Consider the following 16,036-nt stretch of genomic DNA (forward strand, 5'->3'; position numbering starts at 1 on the left):
TTGCGAGGAGCGCAGCGACGAAGCAAGCCAGGGGCCATGCGCGCCGGCGTCCAAGGCCTGCGCCTCCCCTGGATCGCTGCGCTGCGCTCGCGATGACGGATTTCCAATCCCGCCCGGGTACTTGGTCTTCTCCCGAACTCGGCCTGACGAAAAGAGTCGCGCAGCCAAGCGGGCGGCGCCATTCTTCATCCCTGGGGGCTGAACGGGAACGTCTTGTCATGTTCGAGTTCGCCGAACTCCCGCGATCCTGCCCGACCTGCGGCAACCGCAATCCGCGGCTGGTGGCCTGGGCCAAGCAGCGCGAAATGCTCATCTGCAAGCGCTGCGGGACCGACATGCCCATGGCCACCCTCGAAGCGGCGGCGCTGCTGGATTTCGTGAAATCCGTAAGGCAGCCGCGGGATGGGTGGCGCGAGGACACCCACTAGGGGTCCGCGCAAGCAGGAGAAGACCGCGCGCGACGGCTAGTCGGCGAGCAACCGCCGCTGCTCGCGCGTGATGATGCGGTGGCAATCGCAGGTCGCGTCCTCCAGCCGGTGCGCGTCCGTGATGGTCACCATGCCGCGGGTGTTGCGGATGGCGCCCATATCCTCGAGCACGCCGAGGCAGCTGGTGACGCTGGGCCTGCGCACGCCGAGCAGCCGCGCCAGGACGCTGTGCGTGAGCGGCAGCGAGTTGTCCTGAAGGCCGTCGCGGGCCAGCAGCAGCCAGCGGCAGAGGCGTTCTTTCAGGGTGTGGTGCGAGTTGCAGGCGCCCGACTGCGAGGTCTGCAGCAGCACCACCTGGACATAGAGGGACAGCAGCCGGCGCAGGGACGCGCTCTCGGCCATCGCTTGCCGCATGATTTCGCTGGGCAGGCGCAGCGCGGTCCCTCCCACCTGGACGATGCGGCGCAGCGGCGGCTCGGCGTCGTCGCCCAGCACGATCGGGATGCCGGTCATTCCCTCCGATCCGATGAGCCACACCTCGACCCAGCGGTCGCGGCTGATGCGGGCCGACACCGACACGAGGCCCGACTCGATGAAGTAGACGTGCTGCATCGGCAGCTTGGCGTGGTGGAGGATCTGGCGGCTCTTGAGGACGCAGGGCTCCAGATGGGGCCGCAGGAGGTCGCGATCGTGCGGGGCGAGCCGGCGCAGCAGCAGGTTGCGGCTCGTCTCGATGGAAAGCGTCCCGGCCCTTTGGTCCACGCGTTCGCCTCCGCTTCGGCGCGCGGCTTCAGGCGCGCCCGAGGCTGAAACGAAGTCGCGCCGCGATTCGATCCCCCGCGGGCGGCGGACCGTCCGGGCGCGAAGACAGCGACTGATTCGACGCCATCCCGCGCGCTACTTTTGCAGCCGCTCCAGCACGGCGTGGCCGCCGCGACCGCTGTAGAGGGCCGTGAGCACGCCCGCCGTCTCGGCCGCCTTGGCGCCGAGGCCGGCGATGGCGTCGTCCGGCATGCGCACGGCTGGCGCGGAGATGGACACGGCCCCGATCGGCTCGCGATTCTCGTCGAAGATCGCCGCCGACACGCAGCGCATGCCGACAGTGTGCTCGGAGTTGTCGATGCCGTAGCCGCGCTCCCGCACGGCGGCGATGTCCGCCTCCAGAGCCTTGCGGTCGGTGTGGGTGTTGGCCGTGAAGCCTTCCAGCCGCATGCCGTCGAGCCGGCGGGCGCGTTCGCGCTCGTCCATGGCGGCCAGGATCGCCTTGCCGGCCGCGGAGGCGTGCATGGGCAGGCGCCGTCCCAGGCGGAAGAAGGCGCGGACCGGCGCGTGGCTCTCGGCCTGGGCGACGCAGACGAGTTCTTCGCCGTCCAGCATGGAGAGGTTCACGGTCTCGTTCACCTGCCGGAGCAACTCGCGGATGACCGGCCGGCCGATGTCCGGCAGCTTGCGGATGCGCAGGTAGGCAGAGCCGATGCGGAACAGGCCCAGGCCGATGGTCCAGTGCCCGGTCTCGGCGTCCTGCGCCACGAGCCCGCGCCGCTGCAGCGTCGCGAGCATCCGGTGGGCCGTGGAGGTGGGCAGCTCGGCGTTGCGGGCGATGTCGCTCAGCGACAGGCCGTCCACGCTGGCCAGCAGCTCCATGATGCCGATCGCCCGGTCGAGCGACTGGATCTCTCCCCCTTCCGCAGCCGTGGCGGACGCGGGCCGGCCGCGCTTGCGCGGCGTGAGGACGGGCGAGGACAGGTCGACCATGCGGGCTCCTTTCCCTCCTGATTACCACGGCCCTGCAACCCCGTGGAGAATTTCCGCCATGCGGGATAAATTTCCGGTTGACGCGTCCAAAACTGGCATGCCAGACTTCCCACATCGCGAAAATAATTCTCGCTTCGGACAATCCGGGGCGACCGGGGAGGACCACCATGCCGCGCATGACCGCGATGCAGGCCGCTATCCATGTGCTCGAAAGCGAAGGCGTCGACCTCGTCTTCGGCGTGCCGGGGGCCGCCATCCTGCCGTTCTACGAGGCCATGAAGGACAGCGGGATCCAGCACGTGCTGGTCCGCCACGAGGAGGGCGGCACCCACGCCGCCGAGGGCTACACCCGCGCCCGCGCCGGCAAGATCGGCGTCTGCATCGGCACCTCCGGCCCGGCCGGCACGAACATGGTGACGGGCCTCTACTCGGCCATCGCCGACTCTATCCCGATCCTGTGCATCACCGGCCAGGCGCCCCGCGCCAAGCTGCACAAGGAGGACTTCCAGGCGGTCGACATCGCCGCCATCACCAAGCCCGTCACCAAGTGGTCGATCACCGTGATGGAGGGCGCGCAGGTCCCCTGGGCCTTCCGCGAGGCCTTCCGGATCATGCGCTCGGGCCGGCCCGGCCCCGTGCACATCGACCTGCCCATCGACGTGCAGAAGGAGGTGATCGAGTACGACCCCGAGGTCGATGCCCCCCTCCCCGTCACGCGGCCGGCGCCCAACCCGAAGGCGATCAAGAAGGCCGTGGACATGCTGCTCGCGGCCGAGCGCCCGCTCATCGTCGCCGGCGGCGGCGTGATCAACGCAGAAGCGTCCGACCTGCTGGTCGAGCTGGCCGAGCTCACCGACACGCCGGTCGTGCCGACCCTCATGGGCTGGGGCACGATCGCGGACGACCACCCGCTCAACGCCGGCATGGTCGGCTTGCAGACGCAGCACCGCTACGGCAACGCCACCTTCCTTCAGAGCGACGTGGTGCTCGGCATCGGCAACCGCTGGGCCAACCGCCACACGGGCAGCACGGACGTCTACCGGAAGGGCCGCAAGTTCATCCACGTGGACATCGAGCCGACCCAGATCGGCCGCGTGTTCTGCCCCGACCTCGGCATCGTGGCCGACGCGAAGCTGGCGCTCGAGGCGCTCGTCGCGGAAGCCCGCACGCGCCAGCGGCCGCGCCGCTCATGGCCGGAAGAATGCCGCGTCCGCAAGAGCACGATGCTGCGCAGGACGGATTTCGACGACAAGCCCATCAAGCCGCAGCGCGTGTTCCACGAGATCAACCAGGCCTTCGACCGCGACACCCAGTTCGTGACGGCGATCGGCCTCTACCAGATCGCCTCCGGGCAGTTCCAGAAGATCTACAAGCCCCGCAACTACATCGTCTGCGGCCAGGCCGGCCCGCTCGGCTGGGAGATCTCCGCCTGCACCGGGGCCAAGCTCGCCAACCCCGAGAAGGAAGTCGTGGGCGTCGTCGGCGACTATTCCTTCCAGTTCCTCATCGAGGAGCTGGCGGTCGCCGCGCAATACCGCGTGCCGTTCGTGATGGTGATCCTGAACAACGCCTATCTGGGCCTCATCCGCCAGGCCGAGCGCGGCTACAAGATGGACTACCAGGTCCAGCTCTCCTTCGAGAACGTCAACGCGCCGGAGATCGGCGACTACGGCGTGGACCACGTGAAGGCCGTGGAAGCCTTCGGCTGCATCGCCGCCCGCGTGTTCGACCCCGCCCATCTCGGCCCCACGCTGAAATGGGCCCGCGAGGAGGCCCGCGCCCAGCGCGTGCCCGTGGTGGTCGAGGTCATCACCGAGCGCGTCACCAACATCGCCATGGGAGCCGAGATCGACCAGGTGGTCGAGTTCGACGAGGTCGTGAACCTCGCCGTGCCCGCGCCCGATCCGGCGCTCTGAACCCACCAGCAAACGCCGACAGGGAGGCGGTCATGCCCAAATTCGCTGCGAACCTGACGATGCTGTTCACGGAGCTGCCCTTTCTCGACCGGTTCGAGGCGGCCATGCGGGCCGGCTTCAAGGGCGTGGAGTTCCTGTTCCCCTACGCCCACGAGATCGATCCGCTGGTCAGCCGCCTGCGCCGTTTCGGCCTCACGCAGGTGCTGCACAACCTGCCGGCGGGCGACTGGGACAAGGGCGAGCGCGGCGTCGCCTGCCTGCCCGACCGGGTGGACGAGTTCCGCGCCGGCGTGGACGAGGCCATCCGCTACGCCACGGCCCTCCACTGCCGCCAGGTGAACTGCCTGGTCGGCGTCGCGCCCCCGGACGCGGACCCGCGCCTGCTCACGGCCACCCTCGTCGACAACCTGCGCTATGCCGCGGGCCGCCTGGGCGAACACGGGATCCGGCTCCTGGTGGAGCCGCTCAACACCTTCGACGCGCCCGGCTACGTGCTCACCGGGACGCTCCACGCGCGGCGTCTCATCGAGCGCGTCGGCTCGGACAACGTCGCCATCCAGTACGACGCCTATCACATGCAGATCATGGAAGGGGATCTCGCCCGCACGGTGCGAAACAACCTCGACCGGATCGGCCACGTGCAGGTCGCCGACAACCCCGGCCGTCACGAGCCAGGCACGGGCGAGATCAACTTCGACTTCTTCTTCGCCGAGCTCGACCGCGCCGGCTACGCCGGCTGGGTGGGCTGCGAGTACAAGCCCGCCGCCGCCACCCAGGACGGCCTCGGCTGGCTCGACCGCTACCGCGCCCCTGCCCGCGCCTTCGCCTGACCCTTCTTGCCCCGAAAATCCCCCACGCTGAAGGAGCACAGCCATGAAAGTCACCGTCTATGGCGCCGGCGCGATCGGCGGCTACATGGGAGCCCTGCTGTCGAACGCCGGAGCGGATGTCAGCTTCATCGCCCGCGGCGCCCATCTCGACGCCATGCGCCGCAACGGCGTCCGGGTGATCCGCGAAGATGATGAGATCGTCGCCCGGCCGCACTGCACGGACGACCCCTCCGAGCTCGGCCCGCAGGACTACGTCATCCTGGCGCTGAAGGCCCATTCGGTCCCGGGTGTGGTGGACGCCATGCAGCCGCTGCTCGGCAACGGGACGGGCATCGTCACGGCCGTGAACGGCATCCCCTACTGGTATTTCCACAAGCACGGCGGCCCCTTCGAGGGCGCCACGCTGGAGAGCGTCGACCCCGGCGCGGAGCAGTGGCGCAAGCTCGGGCCGGAGCGCGCTATCGGCTGCGTGGTCTATCCCGCCACGGAGGTGGTGGAGCCCGGCGTCATCCAGCACATCTATGGCGACAAGTTCCCCATCGGGGAGCCGACCGGCGAGCGCTCGGAGCGCGTCGAGCGGTTCTCGGCCCTGATGGCCCAGGCGGGCCTGCGCGCCCCGGTGCTGGAGAACATCCGCGACGAGATCTGGCTGAAGCTCTGGGGCAACCTCTGCTTCAATCCGATCAGCGCGCTCACCCACGCCACCCTGGACGTGATCTGCGAGGACCCCGGCACCCGTGCGGTCGCCAAGGCCATGATGCTGGAGGCCAAGGCCATCGGCGACGCCGTGGGGGTCAACTTCCGCGTCGACGTGGAGCGCCGCATCAACGGCGCCGGGGCGGTCGGCGCCCACAAGACCTCCATGCTCCAGGACCTGGAGCGCGGCCGTCCCATGGAGATCGACCCGCTGGTTACGGTGGTCCAGGAAATGGGCAAGCTCGTCGGCGTGCCCACGCCCACCCTCGACACGGTCCTGGCCCTGGTGAAGCAACGCGCCCAGACGGCCGTGCGGCACTAAGGGGGGAGGCCCTTCACCAGCCCGTCATCGCTGGAAACGTCCCGAACGGCTATGCCCGGGGCAAGCCCGGGCATGACGTCGGAAACCCGCAGCCGTCATCCCCGGCGGCGCGCAGCGCCGGGAAGGGGATCCAGGGGACAGGGCGCGAGACCCGGGCGGGCCAGAACGGCGCGCGCGGCCCTGGATTCCCTTCCCTCCGCGGCTTTGCCGCTCCGGCCGGGGATGACGGCGCTGTCGCCACCTTGTCGAAGCCCGGAAAGCCGGGCGCGACGCCAGAACATCCCAGCCGTCATCCCCGGCGGCGCGCAGCGCCGGGAAGGGGATCCAGGGGGACAAGGCGCGAGACCCGGGCGGGCCAGAACGGCGCGCGCGGCCCTGGATCCCCTTCTCCTCCGCCGCTTCGCGGCTCCGGCCGGGGATGACGGCGCTGTCGCCACCTTGTCGAAGCCCGGAAAGCCGGGCGCGACGCCAGAACATCCCAGCCGTCATCCCCGGCGGCGCGCAGCGCCGGGAAGGGGATCCAGGGGGACAAGGCGCGAGACCCGGGCGGGCCAGAACGGCGCGCGCGGCCCTGGATCCCCTTCTCCTCCGCCGCTTCGCGGCTCCGGCCGGGGATGACGGCGCTGTCGCCACCTTGTCGAAGCCCGGAAAGCCGGGCGCGACGCCAGAACATCCCAGCCGTCATCCCCGGCGGCGCGCAGCGCCGGGAAGGGGATCCAGGGGGACAAGGCGCGAGACCCGGGCGGCCAGAACGGCGCGCGCGGCCCTGGATCCCCTTCCCCTCCGCCGCTTCGCGGCTCCGGCCGGGGATGACGGCGAATGACCAATTAAGGGAGGACACCCGAATGCCCCGCTGGATGCGCTACGCCCACAACGGCCAGACCGCCTACGGAACCCTGGAGGGCGACGTCGTCCACGCCCATCGGGGCGACCCCTTCTCGGGGGCCGAGCCCACGGGCCGGACGCTCCAGCTCGTCGAGGTGGACCTCCTCGCCCCCTGCCAGCCCGGCAAGATCATTGCGCTCTGGAACAACTTCCGGCAGCTCGCCGCCAAGCTCAACCAGCCGGTCCCGGAGGAGCCGCTCTACCTGCTGAAGGCGCCCACCACCGTCGCCCGCCCCGGCGCGGAGATCCGGCGGCCGCGGACCTATGACGGCCGCATCGTGTTCGAGGGCGAACTCGGCATCGTCATCGGACGCTCCTGCAAGGAGGCGAGCGAGGACGAGGCCCGGCAGGCCATCCTGGGCTACACCTGCGTCAACGACATCACGGCGGCGGACATCCTCAACCGGGACCCGAGCTTCCCTCAATGGGCGCGCGCCAAGAGCTTCGACGGCTTCTGCCCCTTTGGCCCGGCCATCGCCACGGAGCTCGACCTGGGCAAGGTCGTCGTCCGCACCTTGCTCGACGGCGCCGAGCGGCAGAACTACGCGCTCTCCGACGCGGTGTTCCAGCCCGCGCGGCTCGTCAGCCTCCTGTCCCGCGACATGACGCTGCTGCCCGGCGACCTCATCTGCATGGGCACCTCGCTCGGCGTCGGGACCATGAAGGGACCGGTGAACACCGTCGAGGTTGTGATCGACGGGGTCGGCACGCTTCGCAACGTGATCTGAGGGTGGCGCACAAGGGCCTCCAGCGCCCCCAGTTCACCTCCGTCTTTGCGAGCGCAGCGAAGCAATCCAGGGGCCAGCGCGCACCCGTGGATCGCTTCGTCGCTGCGCTCCTCCCGATCGCGGAGACGCGCGCGGACCGATGACGGCCGGGGCAGGCCCGAGCCTTGGCGCGACGCCAGAACACCTCAGCCGTCATCCCCGGCGGCGCGGAGCGCCGGGAAGGGGATCCAGGGGGGACCGGGCGCGAGCACCGGGCGGCTAGAACGGCGCGCGCGCGGCCCTGGATCCCCTTCCCCTCCGCGCCTGCGGCGCTCCGGCCGGGGATGACGACCGGAGCGCCGAGGGACATGCGAGCCACGCGGTCCCCGTCGTGCGAGCGCAGTGAAGCGACCCACAGGGCCCGGCGTTGCCTGATCGCTTTGTCGCTGCGCTCCTCGCGATGACGGAAAACCGCCCCGGACCAACAGGCCTTAGACTGCTTCTCTCCGTCATGGCCGGGCTCGTCCCGGCCATCCACGGGTCGGCGGCGGTCGCGCTCTGCGCCAAGCGCGTGGATGCCCGGGTCGAGCCCGGGCATGACGGCGCGGTGATCACGAGCGCACTGGCCGGCGACGGCGCGCCGCGCCTGGATCCCCTTCCCCTCCGCCGCTTCGCGGCTCCGGCCGGGGATGACGGTCGGAGCGCTAAAGGGACATGCAGGCCTAGCCGCGGCCCTCCTGGGCGGCCACTTCGTGGCGGTAGGCGCCAAGCGAGAGCCAGGCGGCGCCGGCGGTGACGCCGGCGCCGTAGAGGGCGAGCGAGAGGGTTTCCTCGAAGATCAGGGCGCCGAACGTCCCCATGCTGCCGATGATCCCGACGAAGAGCACGGCGGCGCTCGCCCATGCGCGAAAGCGTTTCATGACATGAATCCTGGATGCGGGTCCGCGCGCTCCGCGAGCGTCGGCGGCCCGGAGAATCGAAGGCCCCTGGGGGGCGTGGTCGGTGAAGGGTCAGGCCGCCAAGGACGGCGGCGCCCGGGCCCAGCCGGTCCAGGTTCGGCGCGCGGCGGGTGGATCGTCCTGAACGCAAGCGGCGCAGTGCGAGCGCGCCAACGGGGCCGCCTCGACCTCGGCGGCGAGAGCGGCGGGCGCCGGTCCGTCCCGGCGCAGCGAGGCCGCGCCGTCCTGGCCGGCGCGGGCGGTCAGCGTGGGGGCCGATGGCCGCAGGGTCTCCGTCGAGGCGTGGCCGCTGCGCCATCCGGGGAGAGCGCGGTCGAGGTCGGAGCCGCCCGAGGCCTGCAGCGCCAGCCAGGCGCAGCACGCGACCACGAGCGCCGCCAGCAGGGCGCGCGCGCCCTGCGGAGTCCAGCGCATCGGGGCGCGGCTGCGGCCCGCGATCGTCATCCGGCGATCACGCCCTCGACCCGCACGCGCGGGGCGCCGGCCTCGACGCGTCCGACGCGGGCGGCGGCGTAGCCCGCCTCGCGGATGCGGCCGAGGATTCGCTCGGCCTCGCCGGCCGCGCAGCTCACCAGGAGGCCGCCGGAGGTCTGGGGGTCGGTCAGAAGATGACGCTGCCAGTCCGGCGCGCCCGGCGGCAGCTCCACCTCGGCGCCGTAGCTCGCCCAGTTGCGATGCGACGCGCCGGTCACGAAGCCGGCCTCGGCCCATTCGCGGGCGCGGCTGAGCAGCGGAACGGACGCCGCCTCGATCACCACCGTCGCCCCGGAGCCGCGCGCCATCTCGAGCCCGTGGCCCAGCAGGCCGAAGCCGGTCACGTCCGTGAGGGCGTGAACGGCGGCGTCCTCGGCCAGGTCCGCCCCGATCCGGTTGAGCTTGGTGGTCGAGCCGATCATCTCGGCGTAGGCCTCGCCGTCCAGCGCGCCCTTCTTCAGCGCGGCGGAGTAGACGCCCACGCCCAGCGGCTTGGTCAGGATCAGGGCGTCGCCCGGCCGAACCATGGTGTTGCGGCGGACCCTGGAGGGATGGCAGAGGCCGATCACGGCGAGCCCGTAGATGGGCTCCGGCGAGTCGATGGAATGTCCGCCCGCGACCGGGATGCCGGCCTCGGCGCAGGCCAGGGCGCCGCCGGCCAGGATCTCGCGCACGATCTCTACCGGCAGCTTGTCGAGCGGCATGCCCAGGATGGCGAGCGCCATGGCCGGCTTGCCGCCCATGGCGTAGACGTCCGAGATGGCGTTGGCCGCCGCGATGCGGCCGAAGTCGCGGGGGTCGTCCACCACCGGCATGAAGAAGTCCGTGGTGGCGATCACGCAGGTGTTCTCGTCCACCTGCCACACGGCGGCGTCATCGGCCGTGTCGGACCCCACCAGCAGCTGTGCGAACGTCGCCGCCTGCGGCAGCCCGGTCAGCAGCCCCTGCAGCACCGAGGGGGCCAGCTTGCAGCCGCACCCGCCCCCGTGGGCGAGGCTCGTGAGCTTGATGGCGGGAGCGTTCATGGTCGTTCCATCCCCAACGGCCGGCGCGAACGGGCTTGAGCCTCGCTATGTACGACGGAAGCCGGCCGAGACAAGGGCCGCCGGGGCGCCGTCCCTAGGGCAAATTCTCGCGGAAGAAGATTTCCGTGCGGGGCGGCTCGACCCCGTGCAGCGGATCGCGCCCGGCGCGCAGGTTCGCGAAGACGTTCACGCAGCTCATCATGGCCGCCTGCGGGTTCTGGGTGATCACGGCGTCCATGGCGCCGTCGATCAGCAGCGCCCGCGTTTCCTCCGTCAGGCCGTGGCCGATAAACACGACCTCCTGCTCGCGCCGCGCCTCCCGGAGCGCCCGGGCCACGCCCTCGGGGCCGCCGCCGATGTTGTAGATGCCGGCGAGGTCCGGGTGCTGCGCCAGCAGCATGCGGGTCTGGCGGTAGTTCTTGCCTTCGTCGTCCTGTCCTTCGCGCAGGCCCACCACGGCGACCTGCGGGAACATTTCCTGGAAGATGTGGAGGAAGCCCATCTCGCGCTCCTCGTGGGCGCGGTAGCTGAGGGAGCCCGCGATCATCGCCACCTTGGCGGGCCCCTTGCCCAGCAGCCGGGCCATCAGGTAGCCGGCCGTGCGGCCAACGGAGCGGTTGTCCAGGCCCACATAGGCGACCCGGCGCGAATGGGCGATGTCGGAGATCAGCGTCACGGTGGGCTTGCCCTGGTCCGCCAGCGCGTTCACGGCCTCGCGCACGGCCGGGTGCTCCAGCGCCATGAAGGCGACGCCGTCCACCCGTCGCCCGTGCTCACGCAGGCTCTGGGCCAGCAGCTCCGGGTGGAAGCTGCGGATGGTCTCCACCTGGCAGCGCACGTTCATGGGCGCGAGCTGGTTCTGCGCGCCCTTGATCAGCCGCCCCAGCATGGAGAGGAAGCGGTTCGTGCCCTCGGGCAGCACGAACACGATGCGCAGCGGCTTCAGCCCCGCCCCCACCAGCGCCTCGTCGGGCAGGTAGTCCAGCGCCGCCGCGGCCTTGAGGACGCGCTGGATGGTCGCCGGCCGCACGCCCGGGCGCCGGTTCAGCACCCGGTCCACCGTGGCCGTGGAGGCGCCCGCCAGCCGGGCGATGTCCGGGATGCGCGCCGCCGCGCGTCGCCGCGCGCCGGCCTGCTCCTCGCCTTCAAGGACCCGGTCGTCCATCTCAGATCACATCAAAAACCATCATGATTGCAGTTTGACCGGCTTTCGTTCGGGTGACTAGATCGGCGGCACAACAAAACGGCCCGAACCATCAAATCCGATCAGGGAGGATCACCATGACCGGCCTTACCCGCCGCACGCTCCTGCAGTCGCTCGCGACCGCGCCCGCCGCCGCCGGCTTCGTCGCGGCCATGCCGGCGGTCGCCCGCGCCGCCGAGTTCTCCCTGAAATACGGCAACAACCTGCCGCTGAACCACCCGCTGAACGTCCGCGCCCAGGAGGCGGCGGACCGCATCGCCAAGGCCACCAACGGCCGGGTCGAGGTGCAGATCTTCCCCAACAACCAGCTCGGCGGCGACACCGACATGCTGGCCCAGGTGCGCAGCGGCGCGATCACGTTCTTCACGCCCTCGGCGCTGGTGATCGCCACCCTGGTGCCGGTGGCGGCCATCAACGCAGTCGGGTTCGCCTTCGCGGACTACGACCAGGTGTGGAAGGCCATGGACGGCGGCCTCGGCGCCCATGTCCGGCAGGCGATCTCCAAGGTCGGCCTCCACGCCTTCGAGAAGATGTGGGACAACGGCTTCCGCCAGATGACCACCGGGAACAAGCCGATCGAGTCCGCCAAGGACATGGACGGCCTGAAGATCCGCGTGCCGGTGAGCCCGCTCTCCATCGCCATGTTCAAGGCGTTGGGCGCCGCGCCCACCAGCCTGCAGTTCAGCGAGGTCTACTCCTCCCTGCAGACCCGCATCGTGGATGCGCAGGAGAACCCGCTGCCCATCATACAGGTGGCCAAGCTCTATGAGGTGCAGAAGTACTGCGCCACCAGCAACCACATCTGGGACGGCTTCTGGTTCATCGCCCACGGCCGCACCTGGAGCGGCCTGCCGGCCGACCTGCAGAAGATCGTGGCCGACGCCATCAACGAGGCCGGGGTGAAGCAGCGCGAGGACATCAAGGGCCTCAACGCCACCGTGCAGAAGGACCTGGAGTCCAAGGGACTCGTCTTCAACCAGCCCGCGCCGGACAGCTTCCGCGCCAAGCTGCGCGACAGCGGCTTCTACGGCGAGTGGAAGGGCCGCTTCGGCGAGGAGGCCTGGGGCCTCCTGGAGAACGCCGTCGGCAAGCTGGCCTGAGCGCCGCCCTTTCCCCAACCAGGAGCTCACCGATGAGCCGTTTCTTCGGCCAGATCCGCCAGGCCGGCTATGTGGTCCGCGACATCGAGGCCGCCATGGACTACTGGAGCCGCGTGCTGGGCGTCGGCCCGTGGTTCTACAATCCGCGCGTGCCGATCGTGAACTACACCTACAAGGGCGAGCGCTACGAGCCGCACAACTCCGTCGCTCTGGCCAATTCCGGCCCGCTCCAGATGGAGCTGATCCAGGTCCGCAACGACGTCCCGTCCATGTACCGGGACTTCCTGCAGGCCGGGAACACCGGCCTGCAGCACGTCGCCTACTGGACGGAGAGCTACGACGACGACCTCGCCCGCCTCGCCGCCCAGGGCTTCAAGCCCGTGATGAGCGGCGAGGTCGGCGAAAAGGGCCGCTTCGTGTACTTCGACACGGAATATCACCCCGGTACGGTGATCGAGCTCTCCGAGGTCGCCGGCCCCAAGGGCAAGATGTTCAAGCTCATCCGGGAAGCCTCGGAGAACTGGGACGGCAAGGACCCCGTCCGCCCCTTCCCCGACCTCTCCAAGCTCTGAGCCCGCGATGACCGACCGGATCCGCGCGACCTACCTCATCGAGACTCCGCTCGACCCCGAAAAGGTCGCCGAGGTCATGGCCGGCGAGCAGTCGAGCGGCACCTTCACGCGGGTGCATGGCGAAACGGACGACCTCCGCGCCCGCACCCGCGCCACCGTGGAGCGCATCGAGGAGCTGGAGCCGGCGGAGGCGCCCAGCCTCCCGAACGCCTGGCTGGAGCGCCAGGGCCGGCGAGGCCCCTGGCGCCGCGCCCGGGTCGCCATCGCGTATCCGGTCGCCAATGTGGGCGCCAACCTGCCCACGCTGGCCGCGACCGTGGCCGGCAACCTGTTCGACCTCGGCGAGGTCACGGGCCTGCGGCTCGAATCAGTGCGCCTGCCGCTCGACTATCGCTGGCGCTTCGACCGGCCCGCCCACGGGGTCGCGGGCACGCGCCGCCTTACGGGCGTCGCCCAGGGCCCGCTGGTCGGCTCCATCATCAAGCCGAATGTCGGCCTCTCCCCGGAGGAGACGGCCGCCCTGGTCACCCAGCTCTGCGAGGCCGGGCTCGACTTCATCAAGGATGACGAGATCAGCGCCGACCCGGCCCATGCGCCGCTGGAGGCTCGCGTCCGCGCCGTGATGGGCGCCGTCCACGCCTACCAGGACCGCGCCGGCCGGCGCGTCATGGTGGCGTTCAACATCACGGACGAGACGGACGCCATGTGCCGCCACGCCGACCTCGTCGAGCGCGAGGGCGGGACCTGCGTCATGGCGAGCCTGAACTGGTGCGGGTTCTCCGCCATCCAGACGCTGCGCCGCAGCACGCCGCTGGCCATCCACGGCCATCGCAACGGGTTCGGCGCCCTGTCCCGGGCGCCCCTGCTCGGCATCGGCTTCCACGCCTACCAGACGCTCTGGCGCCTCGCCGGCGTCGACCACATGCACGTCCACGGCCTCCAGGGGAAGTTCGCCCAGGCCGACGACGAAGTGGTGGAGAGCGCCCGGGCCTGCCTGGCGCCCCTGGCGGAGGGCGCGAACGACCCCGTGATGCCGGCCTTCTCCTCGGGCCAGTGGGCCGGCACGGTCCCGGCCACCTGGGCGGCCGTCGGCGACCCGGACCTGCTGTTCATGTCCGGGGGCGGGATCATGGCCCACCCGCACGGCCCCGCCGCCGGCGTGGCCAGCATCCGGCAGGCCTGGGACGCCGCCCAGGCGGGGGAGGATCTCGAAGCCGCGGCCCGGTCGCGGCCTGAACTGCGCCGCGCCCTGGAGTTCTTCGGCAAGAAGGCCTCATGAGCCAGCCCGCCCCGCGCGTCGTCTGGTATGGCGACGATTTCACCGGCGCCACCGACACGCTGGCCACCCTCGCGCGCCACGGGGTGAGGGCGCTGCTGTTTCCGCAGGCGCCCTCCCCGGCCCGGCTGGCCGCCGCGGGGCCGCTGGACGCGGTCGGCGTCGCTGGCGCGGCCCGTGGCATGACGCCGGAGGACATGGCGGCCGAGCTTGCGCCCGTGGGCGCCTTCTTCGCCGCGAGCAGCGCCCGCGTGCTGCACTACAAGTGCTGCTCCACCTTCGACAGCGCCCCCCATGTGGGCAGCATTGGGGCGGCCGTCCGGCTCCTGAAGCCGCACGCCCCCAACCCGCTGGTTTCTGTCGTCGGCGGCCAGCCGAGCCTTGGCCGCTACTGCCTGTTCGGCAACCTCTTCGCCGCCGCAGGCGCCGGCGGCGCCGTGCACCGCATCGACCGCCACCCCACCATGGCGCGCCACCCGGTGACGCCCATGGGCGAGGCCGACCTCGGCCTGCACCTCGCCGCGCAGGGCCTCGCCGACCTCGGCCGCGTCTCCTACCCGGCCTACGCGGCGGGCGCCGACCGGCTCGGGCAAACGCTTGACCGGCTCGCCGCCCAGCACCCCGCCGGCGTCCTGCTGGACGTCTCGCGCCAGGAGGAGCTTTTGCCCATCGGCGCCGCCCTCTGGGCCGCCGCGCAGCGTGCGCCCCTGCTCGCGGTCGGCGCCAGCAGCGTCGCCCAGGCGCTCGCGGCCGCATGGGGGGCCGATCCCGTCGCCGAGGGGCCCACGGTTCGGCCGGCCGAAGGCCCGGTGTTCGTTCTGGCCGGGAGCCTCTCCCCCGTCACCCGCCGCCAGGTGGAGGCCGCCACCGCCTATGTCCGGCGCGCGGTGAGTCCCGAGCGGCTGGTCGCCGACGAAGGCTACCGCGCGGCCCTGCTGGCCGACATCGCGGCCCTGCTCGGGCATGGCCGCCACGTCCTCGCCATCACGGACCGTCCGGACGAAGGCCCGGCCGTCCCGCCCGCCGCGGTGGCGACCGCCACCGCCCGCCTCCTCGCGGACGTCCTCGCCCGCGTCCCGCTCCGCCGCGTCGGGGTCTGCGGCGGCGATACCTCCAGCCACGCCGCCCAGGCGCTCGCCCCCTGGGCCCTCGGCCACGCCGCCGACCTCTCCCCCGGCGTCGCCCTCTGCCTCGCCCGCTTCGACGACCCCGCCCGCGACGGCCTCGAACTGATGCTCAAGGGCGGCCAGATGGGCCCGGAGAACGTCCTGGACCTGTTGGTGGAAGGCACAGGCTGAGCGCAAAGGCCCGCCGCCCGTCATTGCGAGCGCAGCGAAGCAATCCAGTGCTTCCCCACGGCGCCTGAGTCGCTTCGTCGCTGCGCTCCCCGCGATGACGGGGAGGACCTCGCCGGCGCTTCCGCCGTCATCCCCGGCCGGAGCCGCGGAGCGGCGGAGGGGAAGGAGATCCAGGGGCCACGCGCGCCGGCGTCGGCGCGCCTCTCGAAAAATCGCGACGGCCAGCCCCCTCAAGCGCCCCGCAACGACCGCCTTGCCGGCTTCCTCATCCCAATCCTTGCGCAGGCGGCCCTGGATCCCCTTCCCGGCGCTTCGCGCCGCCGGGGATGACGGCGGCGGACGTGGGCGGTCCCCTGTTCCTGAGGCGCAGCATTCCGCCCGTCATGGCCGGGCTTGCCCCGGCCATCCACGAGACCACCGCCGCCCTGGCCTGCGGCGCGGCGTGGATGCCCGGGACAAGCCCGGGCATGACGGCGAAGGGCGCGGCGCCACTGGGTCGCGTCGTCGCTGCGCTCCTCGCGATGACGGGGACGCGACCTGCCGGCGTTCCCCTCGCGTCATCCCCGGCCGGAGCCGCGGAGCGGCGGAG

At 71.4% G+C, this 16,036-nt stretch carries 15 protein-coding genes; 9 read left to right on the forward strand and 6 right to left on the reverse strand.

The window, feature by feature from the left end; translation table 11 throughout:
* Positions 1 to 218 precede the first annotated feature (218 nt).
* Positions 219 to 428, forward strand: coding sequence for a hypothetical protein (locus SLNSH_RS19855; RefSeq protein WP_106339201.1), 210 nt, complete (start codon positions 219 to 221; stop codon positions 426 to 428).
* Positions 429 to 464: 36 nt separating this feature from the next.
* On the opposite strand, the gene SLNSH_RS19860 is transcribed toward SLNSH_RS19855, so the two are convergent.
* Both SLNSH_RS19860 and SLNSH_RS19865 read right to left on the reverse strand, forming a co-directional pair.
* Complete coding sequence (locus SLNSH_RS19860; protein WP_106339203.1) at positions 465 to 1,190, reverse strand: Crp/Fnr family transcriptional regulator; 726 nt, start codon at positions 1,188 to 1,190, stop codon at positions 465 to 467.
* Positions 1,191 to 1,325: 135 nt separating this feature from the next.
* Entirely contained in the window at positions 1,326 to 2,183 is an 858-nt protein-coding gene (locus SLNSH_RS19865; protein ID WP_196240289.1) for an IclR family transcriptional regulator, read from the reverse strand.
* Positions 2,184 to 2,350: 167 nt separating this feature from the next.
* On the opposite strand from SLNSH_RS19865, the gene gcl reads away from it, so the two are divergent.
* The 4 genes from gcl (at position 2,351) to SLNSH_RS19885 (ending at position 7,560) form a co-directional block, all read left to right on the forward strand.
* Positions 2,351 to 4,099: a glyoxylate carboligase gene (gene gcl / locus SLNSH_RS19870; RefSeq protein ID WP_106339205.1), complete on the forward strand. Its 1,749-nt coding sequence runs from the start codon at positions 2,351 to 2,353 to the stop codon at positions 4,097 to 4,099.
* A 32-nt stretch (positions 4,100 to 4,131) separates the two neighbouring features.
* Entirely contained in the window at positions 4,132 to 4,929 is a 798-nt protein-coding gene (gene hyi / locus SLNSH_RS19875) for a hydroxypyruvate isomerase (protein WP_106339207.1), read from the forward strand.
* 43 nt (positions 4,930 to 4,972) lie between these two features.
* Entirely contained in the window at positions 4,973 to 5,947 is a 975-nt protein-coding gene (locus tag SLNSH_RS19880; protein WP_106339209.1) for a 2-dehydropantoate 2-reductase, read from the forward strand.
* Between the two features lie 845 nt (positions 5,948 to 6,792).
* The gene (locus tag SLNSH_RS19885) at positions 6,793 to 7,560 is read left to right on the forward strand and encodes a fumarylacetoacetate hydrolase family protein (RefSeq protein ID WP_106339211.1); all 768 of its coding nucleotides are present in this window, start codon (positions 6,793 to 6,795) and stop codon (positions 7,558 to 7,560) included.
* A 701-nt stretch (positions 7,561 to 8,261) separates the two neighbouring features.
* On the opposite strand, the gene SLNSH_RS19895 is transcribed toward SLNSH_RS19885, so the two are convergent.
* The 4 genes from SLNSH_RS19895 to SLNSH_RS19910 form a co-directional block, all read right to left on the reverse strand.
* On the reverse strand, positions 8,262 to 8,459 hold the full coding sequence (locus SLNSH_RS19895) for a hypothetical protein (RefSeq protein WP_106339215.1): 198 nt from the start codon (positions 8,457 to 8,459) through the stop codon (positions 8,262 to 8,264).
* A 90-nt stretch (positions 8,460 to 8,549) separates the two neighbouring features.
* Positions 8,550 to 8,942, reverse strand: a complete 393-nt coding sequence (locus tag SLNSH_RS19900) for a hypothetical protein (RefSeq protein WP_106339217.1) — start codon at positions 8,940 to 8,942, stop codon at positions 8,550 to 8,552.
* Complete coding sequence (selD, locus tag SLNSH_RS19905) at positions 8,939 to 9,997, reverse strand: selenide, water dikinase SelD (protein ID WP_106339219.1); 1,059 nt, start codon at positions 9,995 to 9,997, stop codon at positions 8,939 to 8,941. Before selD ends, SLNSH_RS19900 begins: the two co-directional genes overlap by 4 nt.
* A gap of 94 nt (positions 9,998 to 10,091) precedes the next feature.
* A complete protein-coding gene (locus tag SLNSH_RS19910; RefSeq protein WP_106339221.1) occupies positions 10,092 to 11,162 on the reverse strand; it encodes a LacI family DNA-binding transcriptional regulator in 1,071 nt (356 codons plus the stop codon).
* A 116-nt stretch (positions 11,163 to 11,278) separates the two neighbouring features.
* Here SLNSH_RS19910 and SLNSH_RS19915 point away from each other — a divergent pair, with 116 nt between their 5' ends.
* Genes SLNSH_RS19915 through SLNSH_RS19930 form a run of 4 tightly spaced genes read left to right on the forward strand, consistent with a single transcriptional unit; the run spans position 11,279 to position 15,447 of the window.
* Positions 11,279 to 12,301: a TRAP transporter substrate-binding protein gene (locus SLNSH_RS19915; RefSeq protein WP_106339223.1), complete on the forward strand. Its 1,023-nt coding sequence runs from the start codon at positions 11,279 to 11,281 to the stop codon at positions 12,299 to 12,301.
* A gap of 32 nt (positions 12,302 to 12,333) precedes the next feature.
* On the forward strand, positions 12,334 to 12,873 hold the full coding sequence (locus SLNSH_RS19920; RefSeq protein ID WP_106339225.1) for a VOC family protein: 540 nt from the start codon (positions 12,334 to 12,336) through the stop codon (positions 12,871 to 12,873).
* Between the two features lie 7 nt (positions 12,874 to 12,880).
* On the forward strand, positions 12,881 to 14,152 hold the full coding sequence (locus SLNSH_RS19925) for a ribulose-bisphosphate carboxylase large subunit family protein (RefSeq protein WP_106339227.1): 1,272 nt from the start codon (positions 12,881 to 12,883) through the stop codon (positions 14,150 to 14,152).
* Complete coding sequence (locus tag SLNSH_RS19930) at positions 14,149 to 15,447, forward strand: four-carbon acid sugar kinase family protein (RefSeq protein WP_106339229.1); 1,299 nt, start codon at positions 14,149 to 14,151, stop codon at positions 15,445 to 15,447. The genes SLNSH_RS19925 and SLNSH_RS19930 overlap by 4 nt, the downstream gene beginning before the upstream one ends.
* Positions 15,448 to 16,036: the final 589 nt, after the last annotated feature.

Source organism: Alsobacter soli (assembly GCF_003004785.1).
GTDB classification, from domain to species: domain Bacteria; phylum Pseudomonadota; class Alphaproteobacteria; order Rhizobiales; family Beijerinckiaceae; genus Alsobacter; species Alsobacter soli.

What these genes read in the sequence shown, in the direction of transcription:
- SLNSH_RS19865 (WP_196240289.1), bottom strand. Translation starts at nt 2,183, where the DNA reads ATGGTCGACCTGTCCTCGCCCGTCCTCACGCCGCGCAAGCGCGGCCGG.
- SLNSH_RS19920 (WP_106339225.1), top strand. Translation starts at nt 12,334, where the DNA reads ATGAGCCGTTTCTTCGGCCAGATCCGCCAGGCCGGCTATGTGGTCCGC.
- SLNSH_RS19930 (WP_106339229.1), top strand. Translation starts at nt 14,149, where the DNA reads ATGAGCCAGCCCGCCCCGCGCGTCGTCTGGTATGGCGACGATTTCACC.
- SLNSH_RS19895 (WP_106339215.1), bottom strand. Translation starts at nt 8,459, where the DNA reads ATGAAACGCTTTCGCGCATGGGCGAGCGCCGCCGTGCTCTTCGTCGGG.
- SLNSH_RS19925 (WP_106339227.1), top strand. Translation starts at nt 12,881, where the DNA reads ATGACCGACCGGATCCGCGCGACCTACCTCATCGAGACTCCGCTCGAC.
- SLNSH_RS19885 (WP_106339211.1), top strand. Translation starts at nt 6,793, where the DNA reads ATGCCCCGCTGGATGCGCTACGCCCACAACGGCCAGACCGCCTACGGA.
- SLNSH_RS19855 (WP_106339201.1), top strand. Translation starts at nt 219, where the DNA reads ATGTTCGAGTTCGCCGAACTCCCGCGATCCTGCCCGACCTGCGGCAAC.
- SLNSH_RS19910 (WP_106339221.1), bottom strand. Translation starts at nt 11,162, where the DNA reads ATGGACGACCGGGTCCTTGAAGGCGAGGAGCAGGCCGGCGCGCGGCGA.
- SLNSH_RS19880 (WP_106339209.1), top strand. Translation starts at nt 4,973, where the DNA reads ATGAAAGTCACCGTCTATGGCGCCGGCGCGATCGGCGGCTACATGGGA.
- SLNSH_RS19900 (WP_106339217.1), bottom strand. Translation starts at nt 8,942, where the DNA reads ATGACGATCGCGGGCCGCAGCCGCGCCCCGATGCGCTGGACTCCGCAG.
- gcl (WP_106339205.1), top strand. Translation starts at nt 2,351, where the DNA reads ATGCCGCGCATGACCGCGATGCAGGCCGCTATCCATGTGCTCGAAAGC.
- SLNSH_RS19915 (WP_106339223.1), top strand. Translation starts at nt 11,279, where the DNA reads ATGACCGGCCTTACCCGCCGCACGCTCCTGCAGTCGCTCGCGACCGCG.
- hyi (WP_106339207.1), top strand. Translation starts at nt 4,132, where the DNA reads ATGCCCAAATTCGCTGCGAACCTGACGATGCTGTTCACGGAGCTGCCC.
- selD (WP_106339219.1), bottom strand. Translation starts at nt 9,997, where the DNA reads ATGAACGCTCCCGCCATCAAGCTCACGAGCCTCGCCCACGGGGGCGGG.